A 19,888-nucleotide genomic window follows, 5' to 3' on the forward strand; every position below is an offset into this window, starting at 1 on the left:
CAAACAAAAGGTTTGGTGGAAATCTCATCAACAAAGTGATTTCAATATCACTAACTTGACCGTGGTTTTTGTCAGGTAACAAATATAAAGAATCAACATAAGCTTAGAAGTATTTTATTGTATTTTTTTACTCTTTAATAAGTTACCTAATGTTACTTAATTTAACCATATACGGATCTCAGCATACTTCTTAATAAAGGAAGCTTCGGAAGGAAATATTAGTTCACCCGGGAAAAAGTTCCCTAGAAAAATTGTTGAAGAAATATTGGGGAGATCAAAAAAAATCTCATAATTTTTCAGAGTGATAAAATTACTGACTCATGAAATATTGTAAATCCATCATTGAAGCTATTGGGAACACTCCCATGGTAAAGCTTAACCATGTAACACAAGGAATCAAAGGGACCGTACTCGCAAAAGTAGAGTACTTCAATCCCGGCCATTCTATGAAAGACCGTATGGCTTTAAAAATGATTGAAGACGCGGAAAAGGACGGAAGCTTAAAACCGGGAGGTACTATCATTGAAGGCACTTCAGGAAATACCGGTATGGGCTTGGCTTTGGTTGCCATTGCCAAAGGATACAAATGCATCTTTACTGTCAACGACAAACAATCGCAAGAAAAAATCAACATTCTTCGCGCAGTAGGTGCCGAAGTAATCGTCTGCCCCACCAACGTTGCCCCGGACGACCCTCGCTCCTACTATTCCGTTGCTCAAAAACTCAATCGAGAAATCCCCAACTCTTTTTATCCGAATCAATACGACAACCTTTCCAATACGCAAGCCCATTATGAAACGACAGGGCCGGAAATATGGGAGCAAACCGCTGGCAAAATCACCCATTACGCGGCTGGCGTAGGCACAGGCGGCTCCATGTGTGGGGTAGCGAAATTCCTGAAAGAACAAAACCCCGGGGTCACGACCATTGGCATAGACTCCTTTGGCTCGGTATTTAAAAAATATAAGGAAACAGGCATTTTTGATGAAAACGAAATCTACCCTTATATGACTGAAGGTATCGGAGAAGATATCTTGCCAAAGAATGTTAACTTTGACCTGATCGACCTATTTGTAAAAGTCACCGATAAAGATGCTGCGGTCATGACCCGGAAACTGGCCCGGGAAGAAGGAATTTTTGTAGGCTGGTCCAGTGGTGCCGCAATATACGGTGCCTTGGAATACGCCAAAGAACATCTCAAAGAAGAGGATGTGATGGTGATCATTTTGCCTGACCATGGCACCCGTTACTTAAACAAAATCTACAATGACGACTGGATGAAAAACCACGGTTTTGTAGAAGAACGGGTATACGCAACCGCCAAAGACATTATCCTTGATAAAGACGGAAAAGACCACTTGGTAATGGTGGATAAAAACCAGAAAATCAGCGATGTCATTGTCATGATGAACCGACAGGGCATTTCTCAAGTTCCGGTATCCGATGGAAGTGAAATTGTAGGAAGCATCACCGATTCCGCAATTCTCAACCAACTATTAGACAACCCGGAACTCAAAGACCACCTGGTCAGCGAAATCATGGACAAGCCGTTTATGTTTGTCGGAATGGATAATTCGGTTGACTCGCTCTCCTCTTTGATCAACCGGGAAAACAAAGCACTTTTGGTCAGGGATCACTCGGACCAAGTACATATCATCACCCAATCCGACTTGCTAATGGCAATGAGCCGGTAGTGCAAGGGTTGAAGGACAGAAGGATTGAAGAATGAAGGAGCTAGCGATGTAAAACCGGAGGGTAAAAGAGAATTGTTCTCTTTTACCCTCTTTTCATTTAGACTGAAAGCACATATTCAAACTATTAATAGTTCTTCCAGCACTTTACTTACCTGGCATTGTATTGCAACAACAAATACCGTATTCCCTCCAAAGTCAAATGCGGATCGATCAAGTCAAATTGTTGATGAAGAGGAGTCAACACGGAAGAAAGCCCTCCGGTAGCCACCACTTTACACGCTACCGGTAACTCCTGCCGGGTTCTTTCAATCATTTTTTCGACCAACCCGGTAAACCCGATCAATACACCGGCTTGCAAGGCGTGCTCCGTATTCCGGCCCAATACGGAAGAAGGCAGTTCTAATTCCACATCGGGAAGTTTGGCTGTAGAGGTAGACAATGCGCGCATAGCGGTTTTCAGACCCGGAGCAATTGCCACCCCTAAAATAGCAGGCTCATCGGATACAGTGGTAAAGGTCAAAGCCGTTCCAAAATCCACTACCAGACAATGTTGTTGAAACTTTGTAAAAGCCGCCACCGCATTGGCGACCAAATCACTCCCGATTTCATAGATATTCTCAATATGCAAGGGGATACATTTATACACCTCCGGCCCCATTACCACCACATCACTCCCAAGCAACTTTGCAACCATACCGGAAATAACCTCAGTCAACGGTGGCACCACACTGCTAAGCCCGATATATTGAATAGCATTTAACTTTATCCCATACTCCAAAAACAAAGACCTCAGATGCATGCCATAATACAATTCATCTTGTTGTATATCCGTTTCCACCCTCCATTGATGCACCCATCTGTTTTGATCGTAGATCCCATATACTATGTTGGTATTTCCAATATCTATCACTAAATCCATACAATACATTCTTTATTTTCTGAAATATACAAAATGTTTGTTCCTCTCTCTATTCTGACCAAAAAAATTACCCTTTTCACACTTTTTCACCCTTCTCTCCTAGAATCCCTGCATTTTCCACCTTACAAAGGTTGTTTTTCACAAAATCACATCAAACCCACCACACAACACCCTTTAAATCTAATTTTTTCAACAAAAATTAATTTTTAGGATATTTTTTGATCTTCTTTTTAAGAAATTTCTTTCATTTTTAATTTTTTTAATTCATTTTTGAATCATCAAATTACAAAACTTTAGTAAACATGAGAAAATTTGGTTCAATTCTACTCCTGCTACTCTCTACTCCCGCATTAGCCTTTGCTGAAGAAACTGCTCCGACCCTCGACAAAGGCGACACCGCATGGATGCTCATAGCCACAGCACTGGTCGCTTTGATGACTCCGGCCGGACTCACGCTCTTTTACGGAGGGCTCACTCAACGAAAAAGTGTCTTGAACACGATCGGAATGAGTTATACCGCCTTCTGCACGGCCTCTATCGTATGGGTCATTGTTGGTTACAGTATTGCTTTTGGAGGTGCCAACGATCCTTTTTTAGGTTCTTTGGAATTTTTCATGCTCAATAACATCCCCATCAACGAAGTTTCGGGCTCGATCCCCACATTGTTATTTGTAATGTTCCAGGGCACGTTCGCTGCCATTGCCGTAGCCCTTGTAAGCGGAGCTATTATCGAAAGGGTAAAATTTTCTACCTGGATCTTATTTTCCATCCTATGGGTAATTCTGGTATACTCCCCCATTGCACACTGGGTATGGAGTGCTTCAGGCTTTTTACTTGCACATGGCGACCTGGACTTTGCCGGCGGTACCGTCATCCATATCAATGCTGGCGTTGCAGGATTGGTCTTGTGCTATTTGGTAGGCAAAAGAATCGATCACAACAAGCCTACCGGCAGTAAACCCGCCTCTACCAAACTGATGATTTTAGGTTCTGCCTTGTTATGGTTCGGATGGTTTGGCTTCAACGGAGGTAGTGAACTCGCTGCCGACTTTATTACTGCCAATGCTTTATTAGTAACCAATGTAGCGGCAGCCGCCGGTGGAATGACCTGGTTACTCATCGAATGGACAACCGAACACAAAAAGCCTACGCTCCTAGGCAGTGCCTCCGGGGTGGTTTCCGGACTGGTAGGCATTACACCTGCAGCCGGTTTTGTCGATGTATTTGGCGCTCTGATTATCGGGCTTTTCTCCGGTGCTATCGGTTATTTCGGTGTAATCAAATTGAAGAAAATATTAGGATATGACGATACATTGGATGTATTTGGTATCCACGGCTTGGTAGGTATCTTCGGAGCCATTGCTACCGGAATCTTTGCCAATCCGGAAGTAAACGGAGCCGCAGGTTTGCTTTATGGCAATCCCGGACAAGTGTTAACACAACTCTACGGTGTAGGCGTAACTATTATTTACTCCGGAACTGTCTCTGCGGTACTCTTTAAAGTAGCCACCTTAGTTACTGCCGGAGGCCGGGTAGAACGCTCCATCGAAGAAGAAGGAATGGACCTTGCCTACCATGGCGAAAAAGGATTTGACATAAACTGATCTGAGATATACGATGAAGGAAAAGGGGAACTCCGCTTGGGGCTCCTTTTTTTTATTTTGCTTATCTCTTCTTGAAATAAACGGATCAATGGATACTTTTCAGACTTAATAAAAACCAAGTGGCAATAAGCAACGATCACCCATCTTTAGGTTTTCCACATTTCCTATTACTTCTCTCCTCCCTTCAATCCTTCAACCCCTCACTCCTTCATCCTTGTTTAAGCCGGATCCACATCGACAACAATATATACTTTTCTAAAACCCTTCTGTTGCCTTAAGCGCTCTATTTGTTCTGCAATCAATGTTTTTGCCTTCACCAAATCCACTTTCCCCCGCTCTAATTTAACAATCAGATCTTTCAAATACTGATTCCTGATTTTGTCGATAACCGGAAATTCGGGACCCAACACCCTCTTTTGTCCTATCCGCCCCCTTAAATACACTGCCAACTGCTCTGCTGCATGATCGGTCAGCTCCCGGCTCTCACTTTTAACCGAAAGCTTGACAATCCGGGTAAAAGGAGGATATAAATATTGTTTTCTCTCCCATACCTCCCGTTTGAAAAAACTCCAATAATCGTGATTGAAAACATGCTGCAAAATCAGTTGATTGGGATTAGCCGTTTGGATAATCACCTTTCCCAGCTTCTCCCTTCTTCCGGCCCGGCCACTCACTTGAGTAATCAATTGAAACGTCCGTTCATGTGAGCGAAAATCCGGAAAATGTATCATTCTATCCACATCAAAAACCCCCACCAAGCTTACATGATCGAAGTCCAAACCCTTACTCACCATCTGCGTACCGATTAAGATATCAATTTGTTGGTTTTCAAAATCAGAAATGATTTTTTGGTAACTGTACTTGCGTTTGGTGGTATCCAAATCCATTCGCTGGATTCGGGTTTCAGGCAATAAAACCTTCAACTCCTCTTCAATCTTCTCCGTACCTACCCCCACGGTTTTGACCTTACTCGATCCACAAGCGATACAATGCTTTGGAGCCGGCTCACGGTACCCACAGTAGTGACACCGCAACTCATTCCGGTACATATGGTAAGTCAAACTCACCGAACATTGGTTGCATTTCGGAGTCCAGGCACATTCTTCACAAGTAAGAAAAGGAGCATATCCTCTTCTGTTTTGAAAAAGAATTACCTGTTCGTTAAGATTCAAGCTCTCTTTTATCCCATCGAGCAACAAACTGGAGAACTCACTCTTCATGGTTTTTCGCTTGCGCTCTTTTCGAATATCGGCAAAGTGAATCGCTGGCAACTGCGCATTTCCATACCGTTGTTTAAGCTCTACCAATCCATATTTTTGTGTTTTTGCCAAATAGTAACTTTCCACAGAAGGCGTTGCCGAGCCTAACAGCACTTTTGCATGATGCAACTTTGCTAATACCACCGCCATATCCCGGGCATGATACCGTGGCGCAGGATCATACTGTTTATAAGAAGACTCGTGCTCCTCATCCACAATGACCAATCCTAAATTATCAAAAGGCAAAAACAATGAAGAACGCACCCCTACTACAAACGGGAACTTACCTTCTGCCACTCCTTTCCAAACTTCTACCCGTTCATTATCCGAAAATTTGGAGTGATATATCCCAACACTTTCCCCAAACACTTTCCGCAAGCGCACCACCATCTGAGCAGTAAGCACAATCTCCGGTACCATCAATAATACCTGAGAGCCATTGGCAAGCACTTTTTTCACCAACTCTATATATACCTCCGTTTTACCACTTCCGGTAATCCCGTGAAGCAAACACACATCCCGCTCTTTAAATATTTCCAGAATATCGTCCAATGCTCCGGCCTGTATATCATTCAGCGTAAAATCATACGCCTCTACAGTGACCGACTCTTCCATTTCATCCAAGCGAGACTGAACCACCTCAAACTCTTCAAAAATTTGATTTTTCAATAAGGTATTCAAAGAAGAAGTCGAAAACCCTCCATGGGTAATTTCTGTTTTCTCCAACCCTTCCCTATTCAACTCCGGCCGCGACAACACTGGCAACTCCGACAAGTACTTAAGTAAGATTTCCTCTTGTTTTGTTTTTTTACTTAAGCTGGCAAACAACTCTTCCATCGCTTGCTCACTCTCCAAATAAGCGTCACGCAGTCGTATTTTTTTTATCTTTTTGGGCTTATACTTCTCTTTTACCTCTTCAAACAAAATGATCGCCCTTCGTTTAATCAAACTCTTAATTACCTGATAAACGCTTTTAATTCCCAGGATTTCCGAAACTTGATCGTAAGGCACCGCATTCACCCCCCGCAAATGATTCAACAATTTATCTTCATGCGGATTCAGCTCCATTTCATGTTCGAAATAATTGAATTCCGGATTCAACTGTACTTTAGAAGTACTGGTCAGTTTCAAGCCCGAAGGAATGGCTATATTCATCACTTCCCCTACCGTACACATATAATAATCCGCAATCCACTTCCACAACTGCAATTGCGTAGCATTGACGGTAGGCTCAAAATCCAAAACATCCAAAATATACTTCGCCTGATAATGCTCCGGAGGATTTTCCAACACCTCCGCAACAATAGCTGTCAATAGCCGCCTCTCCCCAAACTGCACCACCACCCGGAAGCCTATATGCACATAAGGCTCCAACTCCTTCGGAATGGCATAACGATACCGCTTCGGAATGGGCACAGGAATAATAACATCGACATACTTAATGGTCCTTGACTCCGGAACCTGATTTGGGTCTTTGAGCAACACGCTGCTTTCTGTTTAGTGTAAGGGTTTTTCAAATAAAGAAACAGGCAAGAACCTCACGGCCCTTGCTAAAAGTAGTAAATCTTCATCAAAAATAATGAGAAATCAGGAATCGGCAGCCACGCATCAACCATTAAGGAATCAACAAAGCTTTCAGGCTTGTAGTCACTTCAAGAAAAGGCATTATCAACAAATGCAAGCAACTATCTGTTGTTCAAACCATTTACCCTCACAAATACTTGAAATAACTACTCACCGATTCCTGTAATAAACGGCTTTTTCTTTGAAGGTTTGATCATAAAATCTTTTAAGTAAAACGGCTCAAAATACGCCATATCCACAACTTCCTCCTTTTCCAGTTTTTGAATGGCTAATTCTCCGATAAATTTAGCCGAAGGAGTGATCCCTTCCACAAGTTGAAAGGAATCCCCATTCAACACTTCTTTACACTTAGCCGCTCCATTTCCAAACAAAACCAATGTTTTATCTTTATATTCTCCAAAAGAAGTCTCATCCACTACCTTAGGGTGCACCTTTTCCACTTCTTCTAATCCCATAGTGTACAAGGCTGTATACACTTCCATCCTGCGAGCATCCAACATCGGACATAGCAACACATCCGAAGGCCACTCCCACTGATAAGAAGCCACTTCGCAAGCCATTGCTTTTAAAGTACTTACAGCCACTAAGGGAATACCCAAGGTATAACACAAACCTTTGGCAGTAGAAGTGCCAATCCTCAAACCCGTATAAGAACCCGGCCCTTCGGAAATGGCCACCGCTTGTACATCTTTCATAGTACCTCCGGCATACCGGATGGTATTCTCTACTAACTCCGCCAAATAACTGGAATGAGAACGCTCAAGATGCAACTCCTGCAAGGCAAGTAATTGATGGTCACGATGCACCGCAATAGAACAAACCGTAGTCGATGTTTCAATACTCAAAATCATAGCGCCAAATTACGCAAAAGATAGCGATTGACCAGCAAAATTTTGAATCAACATAGTGTTTGCCATTACACTTTTGGCACCCCGTTCCATCTACTATTACAACCAACACCCCTATCGGAAAGTCTTGTTTGGCAAACGAACGGCCGGTTGAAACCAGGCTGAACTGATCATTAGCAGATCAACATCAACTATTGTAACTTGATCATTCCACTACTTTTCTAGTTCATTATGCCGGATACCTACTTACTTTACAAGCTCTCCCAGCCGAGTTATTTTTTCCAGCCAGCCATTCCGGAAGCTCTCTTTTGAATCTCTCACCGGACTGATATAGGTGGTTTTAACGGGCCCTACTCCACAAAATTCCAATGTTCCTTTTTTAAGTTGATTTATAGCAGGGCTTTTCAAAAAATACCGGTAATACCAATTAGGCGTATCTGCCGTACAGATAATCCGTGCGGTTTTACCTTTCAATAATTTCTCAGGCATTGACGCCCCCTCTTTGTACGCAAATGTAACCCCCGGAAGGAAAACCCTGTCAATAAACCCCTTCATAAGAGCCGGGTACCCATACCACCACAACGGATGCACCCATACCATATGCTCACTCCATTTGATCTTTTCAATCGCATCCAGCAAATCCGGCTCAAGCTCTACTTTTTTTCTATATCCGTATTGCAGGTTCGGATCAAAATCCAAATCGCGTATCGAAATAGTTTGCACCTCTGCATTACTCTTTATGGCCCCTTCCTGATACGCCTTACAGATTCCCTGATTAAAACTTTTTTCATCCGGGTGCCCATTGATAATCAATACTTTTTTATGCATAATCATTAGTATTTTTAAAGCTTTACAATTTTAGGTCAACCGACCAATTTTGCAAGTATAGGTCACTTGACCTATACTTGCAAATAAGAACTGTATTTTTTACTAAGGTTTAACCAATGGGCAAGAGAGAAGAAAAAATCAATACCATCATCCACACCACAATTTCACTACTGGGAAAAGAAGGGAGTGGAAGCCTTTCTATGAGAAAAGTTGCCGAGCATTCCAAAATCACTCTCAGCAACCTTCAGTATTATTTTAAAGACAAAGACGAGCTATTAAGCGCTACGATAGGCTATTATTTCAAACTTTGTGAAGAGGAGGTTGTAAATACCTTGGAGAAGATTACAAAATCGGGCAATGCGGACCTCCAACCATTCTTAAAAGAACTCCTGATGATGCATTTGGTGGATGGTCATCCCGATGAAAAATGTACGATGTTCAGAGAAATCTGGGCACTGTCCACCCGGAACCCCAAAATAGAACAAGTAGTCTTTGAGTATTACCAAACCTATTGCAAATGGATTGTAAAAGTCTTTGCCTCTTACTCCTCCCATCCCCAAGCCGTCACCAGTTTGCTACTCCCCTATATCGAAGGCTATTCTGTAATGGGCAAAGCCTTGCCTTTAGGAAAAGCCCAAGTAATCGACTTATTGATGAATGCTCTAACACCCTTTTATAAAAGACCCGGGCATACTGAGGAATAAAATATTTACGGTCTGATTATACGAATCATCATCCTATTTTAGTCAATTCTCTTTCCAGAATCAATACGAATGCATATGAGTGCTATTGACAACAGCAACAACTACCCCCTATTCTGTTCTGACCCGGTTAAAATTGAACAAATAAAAAGCCACTGGTTTTTAGGCACCAGTGGCTTTGTCTGTATTCTCGACAGATTCTTTCTTTAAAATTAGATTTTAAAACCGGCAGTCAAGCGCAAGATATTATTTTTACTGTCCGGACCGTTTTTATACATTTTACTCATTCCGAATTCATAATCCAGATCAAAGGTTAACATCCAGATATCCACACCAGCCCCGGCTTTTAACCCCCAAACGGTTTTATTGTAATTGTCTTTTTGCAATAGCAACAAATTATCACTCTCATCTACATTGGTTACAAAAGTCAGTGAAGGACCTCCCGTCAAGCGAAATTTAAAAAACTCGCTATTGATCACACTATGCCCGATCATCACAGGCACCTGAATGGTATTAATCGTGGCGTTTTCTCTAATATCTGAAAAGCTATCCGCATGCAAATCCTTTACTTTTCCAATTTCGGTACTCATATGAGTCCACATAACGCTGGGTTGAAAGTAGGTTTTTTCTCCAATCCTTAATCCTACCCCTAATTGATAGCCAATCCGGCCTTCAGAAAGTTTCTGATTTTCATCAGTAGTATACTTTGAAAGGTTTAATCCAAACTGAGGGATCACTTTTACTCCTTGTGAAAAAGCAGAAAAAGAAACCAAAGTTAAAATAGATGCTACAATTAGTTTTTTCATTGGTTATTATTAGTTGGTGAAAATTATCCATTAATCACGCAAGGTTTATGCAAAGGTTACATCCTTCCGGAGACTTTTTTCAATAAAACACTTAAAAAAACCGCATCAAACCAAGCGAAACAACCCTATAAAAAACACTGACGATCAATAAGATACAGGCAAATATCAAAACTACTGAAAAGGCAAAAAAAATACTTCAAAAAAAATCTTAATCCTCATTCACAAAATACATTACAGAGTGTTAGGATTTTTCAAATAAATTATTACTTTTGCACTGCCTTTCTCAGAAAGGAGTTCTTTATAAGATTGAAATATTGCTTTTTTGCAAAATAAAAGCTAAACTGGTTACAAAAATTCCGTACATTATATATGAAGCGGGAGTAGCTCAGTTGGTAGAGCGCCAGCTTCCCAAGCTGGAGGTCGCGGGTTCGAGACCCGTTTCCCGCTCAAAAGAGCAAATAAAACAATGCCGAAGTGGTGAAATTGGTAGACACGCACGTTTCAGGGGCGTGTGGGAGCAATCCCATGCGGGTTCGAGTCCCGCCTTCGGCACAACCTTTAAAAAAAATGCAGCATATTAATTAGTATGCTGCATTTTTTTTAAAGTCCATAAGTAATATCTCACAGTACTCATATCAATTTATTCAGATTGCACCTTGACAAGCCTTCTTCATAATTCCTGGCAAAAATCAATACATTTAAAACCACACTAGTATGTATTAATTGACTACAATCTGTTACATATTTCCACAGACTAACAAACGAATCATTTTCAACAACTATCTTTATCTACCTACTACTTATACTACTATTTTCCTTGTAGCACCCGGAGGTTGACACCTTCAGCGCAAATGGTACCAGGCGGTGGAAGAACTGCAACTGGAGGGCAAGATCAGCGAACAAGAAGCCGGAGAACTTAAAAAAGACTTTCAGGTAAAGCTGTATTTTAATCCGACTTGGACGGATTTGCATAGCTGTGTACCAGTTGATTCTTTTCCAAAAGTACGGCAACTCCATCGGGGATGAATGGGAATATTTAGCTATTTAAGGCCAACAATCTAACCTAGCTCTTATTTTGGTCAACTTCTATAAATCAAACCTGAGTATCAAAACCCTGCAAAGCCAGTTACGACACCATTCGTTGGAAATGACGGATATTTACCTGAGAAGCTTAGGGATGGTATTGGATAATGGACTGGCCAATAAGGATTGGTAAAAGAAGACGTTCGTTTGCTGCTGAATTGGAAATAAGAATTTAATAAATCCCCTGTTTCCAATTCAGTAAATAATTTAGACTATAATTTTGAAATAATCCTTTGCAAGGTCCATTTTAAACTTGCCTTTTTCCTCTCTTTTTGCTTCATCCTCATTGAATGGAATACTTGAAGTCTCCGCTATAACTCTAAGTAGATCGCATTTATCCTTAATAATTATTTTTCCTATTAGCTTTTCATCTAGGAGTTCCATCTTTCTACTCTCAGGATATGCTTTTTGTACGCTATCTAACCTTTTTACTTCTTTTATAAAAAGCTCACAATTATACCTGCCAACAATCTTAAAGAGATTTAAATTTTCTTGGGCATTTTTAACTTGGCTTGGTTCAACCCCTGTTCTATATGATAATATTATGTTAAATGTTTCTGAAGAAAAATCCACTCTATCCGGTTTAATTGAAAACTCGACTATAGAATCCAAACTTTGGCTATAAGGATGGATATAGGCTAGTTTATCACCCTTGTAACGTTGATTACAAATTGTACACGATGGTATTAAATTGTAAAAGGACATGGAAAGGTAAGGAGCCATTACTTTGGGTATGAAGTGATCGAAATCACAAAGAGTTTTGGGGGGCACAATTAATAACGGTTCATAGTTACAATAAGGACATACTGGTATATCTAAATTTTCTACAAGCCATCTACTTTTTTCGCTTTTCCTAAAGTTATTATAACCAAACATTTCAAGAACCTCTTCCCCAAAAGGTGTTGATTTTAGATTACCATTTGTACCACTAAAAAAAGCTGGGATATTCTGATCTGCTTCAATTTCTTCTTTAATCGTCTTTAACTTCTGTGGACTTCCAATAATTATACTTCTGAGCAATTCATAATTACTTTTACTTAGTTTCTGATAAAAATAATTCTTGTTAGAAGCATTTCCTCCATTCTGGATTCTTTGATCTAACCTATGTATTATAGAATGTTTATGATAAGCTTTATTTTTTTTCTGGGGATTCAGCTTTTCATAAAATTGAGTTGCTATATCTCGAAAAAGTTGTTTTTTTTTATTTTTATCGTATTTAAACATATTATTCGTCGGTTTTAGAATTCAGTATTTCAGTGAGTTTTGACCGCAAAACAGGTTCGCCAATCATCGCTATAACCTTCTCCAGTCTTTTTTTATCTAAACTTATATTTTTATCATCAAGCAAAGGTTTTAGTTCACTCTTTAACTTATCTTGTGCGAACTTGCCAATTACTCCATCTTTCATGAAAAACTGCTCATAAAACAAAGAATGAATATTTGCAGCAAAAGTTTGTTCTTGGTTAAATGAAACAACTTTACATAAACCTTCCTTTTTCTCAAGAAAAATTAAATTTTCTTTTGGCAAGTCTGAAACAAGAAAGGGAGAATGAGAAGTGAGAATTACCTGAACCTTATTATTGTTAAAGACTTCTCGTATAAAAACTGTTAAGTTGTATAAATACTCTTTCTGCCATTGAGGGTGAAAACCTGCTTCACCCTCATCAATAAGAATGTATAAGAAATGATTTGATGGTTTGTCAGAATTATTGTAATCTAATCTATATTGTTTAGCAAAATATAGTCGAGAATATAAATCCATTAATGCGCTCTCCCCCGAACTTAAATTACGCCAACTGGTTGAGACAAAATTATACTTATAATCCAATGGTAATGACAACAAATAGTCTTCATATAGATTCATAATTTCAGTTCCCCCCTCAACTCCTGTTGTAAAAGAATTATCATCATCTTCAATCCTGTTCTTCTCAAAATCAACAGCATCAATCCATCGAAGTACTGCTGTATAAAGAGGCCCTGCCTTTACAGCTTTATCATTATATCCAACCCATTTCTGGTTTTCAAAGAAGTATTGTGTTTTTTCGAATAGTGTATCCCCTTTAATATCATTTAACTCTAATCCAATTTCAATATTAAATATTGAATTTAAGTTGAGGAAGTAATTATGAATAAAGGAAAAACTAAACTCTATTTTTAATTTTTTTGCAAGGGCTTTTTGATAAGAAGGGTCATTACTATATTGTGATGTTGGGTTTTTCTTGCCGCTACCTCTATAATTATGGTCATAATAGTCGAGTGTTGAATTAACTTCCGCCCAAGCTTTGTTAATAACTTCATCCAAATGCTTGAATATTTTTTCGTTTTCAACCGTTAAATTTTGTTTTGATTCTTTAGGGTCGAAATAATCTCTATGAAATATTATTTGTACTTCTTTGGGTAAGTTTATACTATTTATATTCTCTAAAGAGAGGTTGTAAGCCATGTCAAACTGTCGTCTGATATTTGAAAATTTATATAATTCAATTTGCTTGATCTCCTTAGGGTACGAATCTCCTTTTCGAAGTACATCATTTTCAACTAATGCATTACTCGAAACATCTATATAATTCTTAAACTCATTAGAAATATTTGGCGGGTAATTTCTTAAATCAAGAATTGGGTTGTAATAGATTATTTCAAAATTATCTACAAACTTTTCAGGTATTCTGATGGGAACGCCAAAAGGAGTTTGGATAATTCTCTGTTCAACGGGTTTTTCAATTGTAAAACCTGTTACTTCTCCCTTTATAGTTAGAGAGAAATCGCTAAGAGTATGGTAAGTTTTGATAATGCTATTTTCTTCATCTTTGAATACCACAATAAACTGTCGACCGATCGGTAATCTATCAGTAAGTAGGTCAATTATAAACTCTAACAAGTTAGTTTTACCAACACCATTCTCTCCTATTATCCCCGTAATATTTACAATCTTACCGTCTAAATCGGTTGTTTTTCCAAAAAAGTCATTTATAAATTTGCTGTTCGCTTCTAAGACTAAAACTCCTGATAACTCATTCTCTCTTTCAAATTTAAAGTTTATCTGATTAGAGAAATTAAACGATTGATTTTTTATCGTCATTCTATCATTCTTAATCCAGAGATACAATAATTCCATTGTTTTCTTGAGTTTTACTTTATCCTATTCCCTTAATATACTTAGATTGGTTGATTTTGCAATTATCTTCCAATGCCTTTTTGATATATCTAGCTTATTTTACTTATATATTCAAGCTTTTTCACCCCACCATCAAACTCCTAAAAGTGGTTAATCGATACAACTTCTGTAAGTTATGCACAAAGTCCACCCGGGTATAACGGCCGGCGATATGGGTTGTGAAACTCTCTCCGGTTTGTGTCAGGCAAAAGCCCTGTTTGTGGTAGGTGTTGGCACCTGTCATTTCAAAGCCCATGACCAAGAGCCAGTTGGGCTGTAAGAGGATCCGGAAGGATCTTGTCGGCTGGTTGGTGGTTGATGGTTTGTGCCGGGTACACTTCTTTTAGCATCCCTTTGTAAATACTAAAAGCTCCGGGTCCGGAGCTTTTAGATGCACTGTATTTTCTTATATACGATAAGGAGTTTTCTCGTTCATGGGTTTATTCAACCAAGATGCGGTCAGGCTGCCCTTTTTCATGCACTCTGAAAACCACAATTTTAGCCGGCTCATCCAAGGTTGAAAAACTATGTACGTGTTTAAATGGAACCTTGGCAACTTCTCCGGCTTTTATCATCATTTTCGACTGATCCTCCAGTATCAATTCTCCGGAACCTTCAATTAGATAGGCAAATTCTTCTCCGGGATGATAATGAGTGGGCAAGGTTGTATGCTTGGGCACCTCCAGATAACTCATAATCACCTCAACACTCCCTGTTAACTCTAATGAATCCCGCAGCAGGTTCTCAATTTTCAACTCTTCAATCACTTCTGCCGGAACTTCAGCTCCTACTTGCTTTGTGCTCCCGGACTCTGTTTTGTCAGCGCATCCTGTCCATAACAAAACGGCTAATACATGCAAAATTGTAATTTTCATTCGTACCATTATTTAATGAAATTTATCAATATGTTGCCTAACATTGATGGGTCACACTCGGTTCCGGGTACAGAGTACTTACTGTGGAACCAAAGGCGTCCTAACTATAAAATTACCTTTGTGAAGAAATGCCTCTCAAGCTTTTAACTGAAAGCACATTTAAAAAAATGTAAAATTGCCTATACGACCAATTGCCCCGTCAACTCCTGTAAGCCAGACAAAAGCGATCAGCTTGTCCAAGCTAAAAAGTGGTACAAAAGATGTAATTGAACTCCACAATCGTTCAACAACATTTTTCATTTTTTACGATCCCGTCAAATGTATACAACAATGAGTGTACACATATCATAAACATTTCATCGCTAGCGCCTGTTTGCCTTCTGTAAGCTTACCCAGAACATTCACTTTTAACTTCCAAACCAAGAAATTATTCATTCCATTTATTTACCATTCTTATCCCCTCCTGTTTGAACCCTAACGCCCCGGTGCAAATGCAGTATTGAGTTCAATACCTGTTCAAAATAGTTTTCTCACATCCTATACTCTAATTGACACCCTCCTCTATCTCATAGTTTTTGGGTTCATACATTACTTTACCATAGTTTTTGGAAATCAACTCTTCTTCGAGCAAAGCGCCACTTCTGAATTTTGCAATCTTCGTTCTCCAAATTTCATTACTGCGGTAAAACTCATCCCCGACTTTGATAAACTTATGATTCTTCTCTTTTACATGATAAGCAAAATCTAACGCTTCATTCACCCTTATCTCCCCTTCCAACAGTTTATCCGTCAACCATAAATTCAGTTGAAACGTCCATTGGGTGTGATTGGTCAATTGAAAATCAAGGTAGTTATAAAATACAGCGGCCCCACTTGCCCAAGGCAGCACCCTTCCGTCATCGGGGAAGGGATCAACACTATGGTGGTGTCTTTCCGTAATGGTTAAAGGTGAATGCAAAGCCAACCAATGTAGCAGGTTGGTGCTTTGGCAGATTCCCCCTCCGATACCGGGTCTGGGTTTACCAAATGAAAGTTCTATACCTTCTTTGTAGCCTTTTTTCCGGGTTGGCAATCCTACCGTTTTGCAAAAAGAAAACGTTTCTCCCGGTTGGATCAACGTTCCGTTAATCTTAGCAACTACAATTTTCAAGTTGTCAATTTTGTTGAATTGCAATTGCATATCGGTTTCCCCCAGTTTTTTCAGCAATTTTGATTGATGCTTTTTTACCCTGTAAGGTAACTTTTCAAGCGACTCTTCAAGCGACCTTCTCTTTGTATACTGTTTCCGGTCGATGCACCAAGTCAGTTTCCGTCTTACCCGTTTTTCCCAGACAGAAATAAAATACAAGACCGGATGCCGTTGGGAAAGTAATTTCCGTTTCTTCATTTAAGCTAACAGTGTGGTACACTTCTATTTTCATTTTCTTAAAAGAGTTTCTCACTTTCCGCCCTGATTTCCACATAAAATCAATTGTAATACCAGGTCGTCAGGATTACCTCATTTAAGCGAATACATAAATGCCGTTCATTCTGCATCAATGATGTATTCTTCAGGTTTTTCCGTTTTATAGCGCACATCTATAAAAGGAAGAGGCTCTTGGGAAGAGCTTGTAACCGTTGCATGATAAGTGCGTCCGTCCACCACATACCGGTAAAGGTGAATATAGTCCAATTTTGTAGCAGCCGCTTCTCCGCTAAATAGCTGATCAGCTGTTTCTAATGTCGCCTGCCCGATAAAAGTTTCTTTAAATTCCGCCTTTATTTCCGGCCAGTTATCCTTTATACTTAACAGGCGAAGTTCCCAATCACTGCCCCTCTCTTTTCGCTTTTCCCATGCCCCGTCTATGGCTTGCTCCACATTGCCTTTTCCGGTAAGTTTCATCAATGTAATTTTGGCAAGTTCTGCCGTGGTACCGATAAAGCCCCCGGCACCGGGTGCTTTACACCGGGTACTTTCTGTCATTTTCCGGACCAAAGGAATAGCCTCCTGATATTTCCTTGCTCCGATAATGTATAAAGCACTTTCCGCAATGCTTACCAAAGGATGTTCCAATAAGGTATATAGTAAGTTCAGAGCACGTATGTCTCCCTGATCCAATTGCTGATTCAACCATCTGAAAACCGGGTACTCTACCATTTGAATATCGGCTGACAACATCTCAAAGGCATGTTCATACAACTCCTCGTCCGAATAGACCGTAGGTTTACGTTCTTCGGGTTTTCCTCTATCGCCCTCCTCGATCACACAGTTCCCGTTGGGAGCAAAACACCGTTGAAAACCTGTTGCGGATTCGTAAACCAAGGCTCCCTCTGCGCTCCAATGCCGAAGCCTGAATTCCTCAAGTTCATCTACTTCCTTGACCATCACCCCTTGAGAATTGTATTCCCGTTTCAGTAAACACCTAGCATTATCGTCATATTTGGAATATCTTAATAAACTCCCGGTTTCATCCCAGCTAAAGAGTTCTCCTACGGGTTCATCCTCTTGGTAATATCCGTCTTCTGCCAATGTGCCATTGGCATGAACCCTTACACAGCGTCCGTTGCGAACACCCTTTTCCAAAGTATCTTCAGCAACAACCCCCTTCAGTTCCGACCAGGCAATGCCTGTAAATAATTTGTCTTTGTAATAATACGCCCACTCATCCAGACAACACTCCTTTTCGATATATTCCAGTTCATCATAGTGGACCCGGGGCGTTCCGTTAAGAATAGGAATACCTGGATTGGACTTTTTTGACTGATTCATTGTTTTCCCTTTTTAATAATTTGTAATTCGAAGCTTCGTTGGGTCGCTTTTAACCCCGCTACTCTTTGACCGTTGCCGCATTTAAGACGGATTGATAATTCCTATTTGCTTGTTCAACCAATCCGGGAACTTCGCGTTCAAAATTTGATAAGAAGACGATCGCCGATTTTATTTGGTAAAGCTTTTCTTCCGGAAAATCCAGGTTTAGCTTATCCAATGCTTCACCGACTTGATCAGCATCATATCCTTTACTTTTCATAATCGAAAAGTATAATTTTTCATACTTCATTTGAAAATCGATTATGCCTGAAAACAACTTGATACTTTTATTTACCCGGATGCCCTACAAAGGTTCGTTCAATCGAATAATTTATCAATGTAAAACCCGGGATTTTCGAAAAACTCTTGGGCCTTGCATACTTCTCTAAACGTTCCGTGTTCTATTAATGTCTTCAGGATATGCTGCAGACAATGGGAGGCTCTTCGATATATTTTGTAATTTCAAAAGGGGCATTGAGATCCAAGTCTTGAACATACTTTTCTTCCAAGGTTTCGATATTCTCTGCCATTATGTACTGTGCCAACCCTGTTTCGGCATCCGGGCCGAATAGTTTCATTGTGTTTTATTCTATATCCTCATCAATAACGTTCCTCTCACAAAAAATCGGAAGTCATGGGCGTTTTAAGAGCAAAGACATTCAACCATAATAAAATACACAGCGGTCAAAATTCCGTTTGATCAAATCCTCTTTGGGGATGGTCACCGTCAGCACTCCTTCATCATTGAAGCCGCTTTCACCCACTTGCAACAAGACCAACTCATCGTTTTCAATCTTTTGATTGACCTCTTCATCACTCGTTTCCAGGTTCGTGAACACGCCAAAAATCTTTGATATTCCACTTCTCTCTTCGTATTTGTCCCCTATGGCATAAATTTCATCCCGGTCAAGAATCAGGTCGTCTTCATCCCAGGTTTCCACATCTGAGGCAATCTGATCAATTAAGACTCCGTCCCAAAAATCTCCATCGTGGACCTGTACCTGCCTTTCCAGCTGGCTGTTGTCTACCGTTGAGTAAATCACCTTATACTCTTCCTCTATCATATCCGCAAAAAAGATCAGTTGTCCGGTTTCCGGCAACAGGTTATTTTGATCGTATTTCGAAAACTCCTTCAAATCCAATTGCGCTACAAAGGCTAAATCTTCCGGAGGGGTAAGGCCTTTCGGCATATCAAACACAGGCCCTCCGTAACGGGAACACCCCAATGGCATATCGATGGCAGAATGCTTTACATACCCTTCTCTTCGTAAGCGTTCATTTTCCTCTATGGAGTCATGATAGTATCTCTTTGGATTTGCAGTAAATGTGATGATCTTAAACTCTTTCATCTCTGAATTTTTAATAATAGAATATAATTGGTTTCGTGTTTTTTTAAAGATCAATATGTAAATCCCCTCCTTACAAATTCACCTCATTTCATAGCAAAAATTTCTATTCTTAAAAAACCGTATTTCCTCGCCATAAAGATAGAACGTAAGCGCTAAAAACAAAGGAACTCACACTAAATCCATCACGATTGCCAGTGGTATCGTAGTTAAGGCAATTTTATGACCGTAAGTTTTCACTAAACACAATATATATTGAAAAAGTCAAACAGTGTTCTAGTGTTATGTTAATCATTAAATGACGGATAAAGTCTTTTTAGTTTCACTCTTGATTCCTTGGTGGTAAACTGCCAGTTTATCCGACTTTCTTTGTTGTTGCGGTCATTTTGCCAAGCATTC

General features: G+C 39.9%; 19 protein-coding genes and 2 tRNA genes. 7 read left to right on the top strand and 14 right to left on the bottom strand.

The genetic code is table 11. The features are described 5' to 3' along the window. Positions 1-320: 320 nt before the first annotated feature. Entirely contained in the window at positions 321-1,694 is a 1,374-nt protein-coding gene (locus AAG747_RS25715; protein ID WP_346824122.1) for a pyridoxal-phosphate dependent enzyme, read from the top strand. Positions 1,695-1,842: 148 nt separating this feature from the next. Here the strand turns inward: AAG747_RS25715 and AAG747_RS25720 are convergent, their stop codons facing one another. Continuing rightward, positions 1,843-2,613, bottom strand: a complete 771-nt coding sequence (locus tag AAG747_RS25720) for a type III pantothenate kinase (protein ID WP_346824123.1) — start codon at positions 2,611-2,613, stop codon at positions 1,843-1,845. Positions 2,614-2,915: 302 nt separating this feature from the next. Here AAG747_RS25720 and AAG747_RS25725 point away from each other — a divergent pair, with 302 nt between their 5' ends. Beyond that, the gene (locus AAG747_RS25725) at positions 2,916-4,217 is read left to right on the top strand and encodes an ammonium transporter (protein WP_346824124.1); all 1,302 of its coding nucleotides are present in this window, start codon (positions 2,916-2,918) and stop codon (positions 4,215-4,217) included. A 218-nt stretch (positions 4,218-4,435) separates the two neighbouring features. Here AAG747_RS25725 and priA read toward each other — a convergent pair whose 3' ends face one another. The 3 genes from priA to AAG747_RS25740 form a co-directional block, all read right to left on the bottom strand. Continuing rightward, the gene (gene priA / locus AAG747_RS25730) at positions 4,436-6,961 is read right to left on the bottom strand and encodes a replication restart helicase PriA (protein WP_346824125.1); all 2,526 of its coding nucleotides are present in this window, start codon (positions 6,959-6,961) and stop codon (positions 4,436-4,438) included. Positions 6,962-7,206: 245 nt separating this feature from the next. Then, complete coding sequence (gene tsaB / locus AAG747_RS25735; RefSeq protein WP_346824126.1) at positions 7,207-7,911, bottom strand: tRNA (adenosine(37)-N6)-threonylcarbamoyltransferase complex dimerization subunit type 1 TsaB; 705 nt, start codon at positions 7,909-7,911, stop codon at positions 7,207-7,209. Between the two features lie 243 nt (positions 7,912-8,154). Continuing rightward, entirely contained in the window at positions 8,155-8,736 is a 582-nt protein-coding gene (locus tag AAG747_RS25740; RefSeq protein ID WP_346824127.1) for an NAD(P)H-dependent oxidoreductase, read from the bottom strand. Positions 8,737-8,852: 116 nt separating this feature from the next. On the opposite strand from AAG747_RS25740, the gene AAG747_RS25745 reads away from it, so the two are divergent. Further along, positions 8,853-9,440 (top strand): TetR/AcrR family transcriptional regulator, encoded by a 588-nt coding sequence (locus AAG747_RS25745; protein WP_346824128.1) that lies wholly within the window; start codon positions 8,853-8,855, stop codon positions 9,438-9,440. A gap of 209 nt (positions 9,441-9,649) precedes the next feature. Here the strand turns inward: AAG747_RS25745 and AAG747_RS25750 are convergent, their stop codons facing one another. Then, a complete protein-coding gene (locus AAG747_RS25750; RefSeq protein ID WP_346824129.1) occupies positions 9,650-10,243 on the bottom strand; it encodes a porin family protein in 594 nt (197 codons plus the stop codon). Between the two features lie 374 nt (positions 10,244-10,617). On the opposite strand from AAG747_RS25750, the gene AAG747_RS25755 reads away from it, so the two are divergent. From AAG747_RS25755 to AAG747_RS25770, 4 genes are all read left to right on the top strand, one after another. After that, a tRNA-Gly gene (locus AAG747_RS25755) sits at positions 10,618-10,690 on the top strand. 21 nt (positions 10,691-10,711) lie between these two features. Continuing rightward, positions 10,712-10,795: transfer RNA gene (locus AAG747_RS25760), tRNA-Leu, on the top strand. 312 nt (positions 10,796-11,107) lie between these two features. Continuing rightward, positions 11,108-11,269 carry a hypothetical protein gene (locus AAG747_RS25765; protein ID WP_346824130.1) on the top strand — a complete coding sequence of 54 codons (162 nt, stop codon included), beginning with the start codon at positions 11,108-11,110 and terminating at the stop codon, positions 11,267-11,269. 49 nt (positions 11,270-11,318) lie between these two features. Then, complete coding sequence (locus tag AAG747_RS25770) at positions 11,319-11,459, top strand: hypothetical protein (RefSeq protein ID WP_346824131.1); 141 nt, start codon at positions 11,319-11,321, stop codon at positions 11,457-11,459. A gap of 74 nt (positions 11,460-11,533) precedes the next feature. Here the strand turns inward: AAG747_RS25770 and AAG747_RS25775 are convergent, their stop codons facing one another. From AAG747_RS25775 to AAG747_RS25815, 9 genes are all read right to left on the bottom strand, one after another. Further along, complete coding sequence (locus tag AAG747_RS25775) at positions 11,534-12,550, bottom strand: hypothetical protein (protein ID WP_346824132.1); 1,017 nt, start codon at positions 12,548-12,550, stop codon at positions 11,534-11,536. 1 nt (position 12,551) lies between these two features. Beyond that, positions 12,552-14,441, bottom strand: a complete 1,890-nt coding sequence (locus AAG747_RS25780; protein ID WP_346824133.1) for an AAA family ATPase — start codon at positions 14,439-14,441, stop codon at positions 12,552-12,554. Positions 14,442-14,562: 121 nt separating this feature from the next. Then, on the bottom strand, positions 14,563-14,736 hold the full coding sequence (locus AAG747_RS25785) for a hypothetical protein (RefSeq protein WP_346824134.1): 174 nt from the start codon (positions 14,734-14,736) through the stop codon (positions 14,563-14,565). A gap of 184 nt (positions 14,737-14,920) precedes the next feature. After that, positions 14,921-15,355, bottom strand: coding sequence for a cupin domain-containing protein (locus AAG747_RS25790; RefSeq protein WP_346824135.1), 435 nt, complete (start codon positions 15,353-15,355; stop codon positions 14,921-14,923). Positions 15,356-15,899: 544 nt separating this feature from the next. Then, on the bottom strand, positions 15,900-16,742 hold the full coding sequence (locus AAG747_RS25795; protein ID WP_346824136.1) for a VanW family protein: 843 nt from the start codon (positions 16,740-16,742) through the stop codon (positions 15,900-15,902). Positions 16,743-16,880: 138 nt separating this feature from the next. Then, positions 16,881-18,104, bottom strand: coding sequence for a toxin-antitoxin system YwqK family antitoxin (locus AAG747_RS25800; RefSeq protein WP_346824137.1), 1,224 nt, complete (start codon positions 18,102-18,104; stop codon positions 16,881-16,883). Between the two features lie 58 nt (positions 18,105-18,162). Then, a complete protein-coding gene (locus tag AAG747_RS25805; protein WP_346824138.1) occupies positions 18,163-18,393 on the bottom strand; it encodes a hypothetical protein in 231 nt (76 codons plus the stop codon). A gap of 163 nt (positions 18,394-18,556) precedes the next feature. Continuing rightward, positions 18,557-18,721: a hypothetical protein gene (locus AAG747_RS25810; RefSeq protein WP_346824139.1), complete on the bottom strand. Its 165-nt coding sequence runs from the start codon at positions 18,719-18,721 to the stop codon at positions 18,557-18,559. An 81-nt stretch (positions 18,722-18,802) separates the two neighbouring features. Continuing rightward, positions 18,803-19,492 (bottom strand): DUF1963 domain-containing protein, encoded by a 690-nt coding sequence (locus tag AAG747_RS25815; RefSeq protein WP_346824140.1) that lies wholly within the window; start codon positions 19,490-19,492, stop codon positions 18,803-18,805. Between the last annotated feature and the right edge of the window lie 396 nt (positions 19,493-19,888).

Source organism: Rapidithrix thailandica (assembly GCF_039710355.1).
GTDB lineage: Bacteria > Bacteroidota > Bacteroidia > Cytophagales > Flammeovirgaceae > Rapidithrix > Rapidithrix thailandica.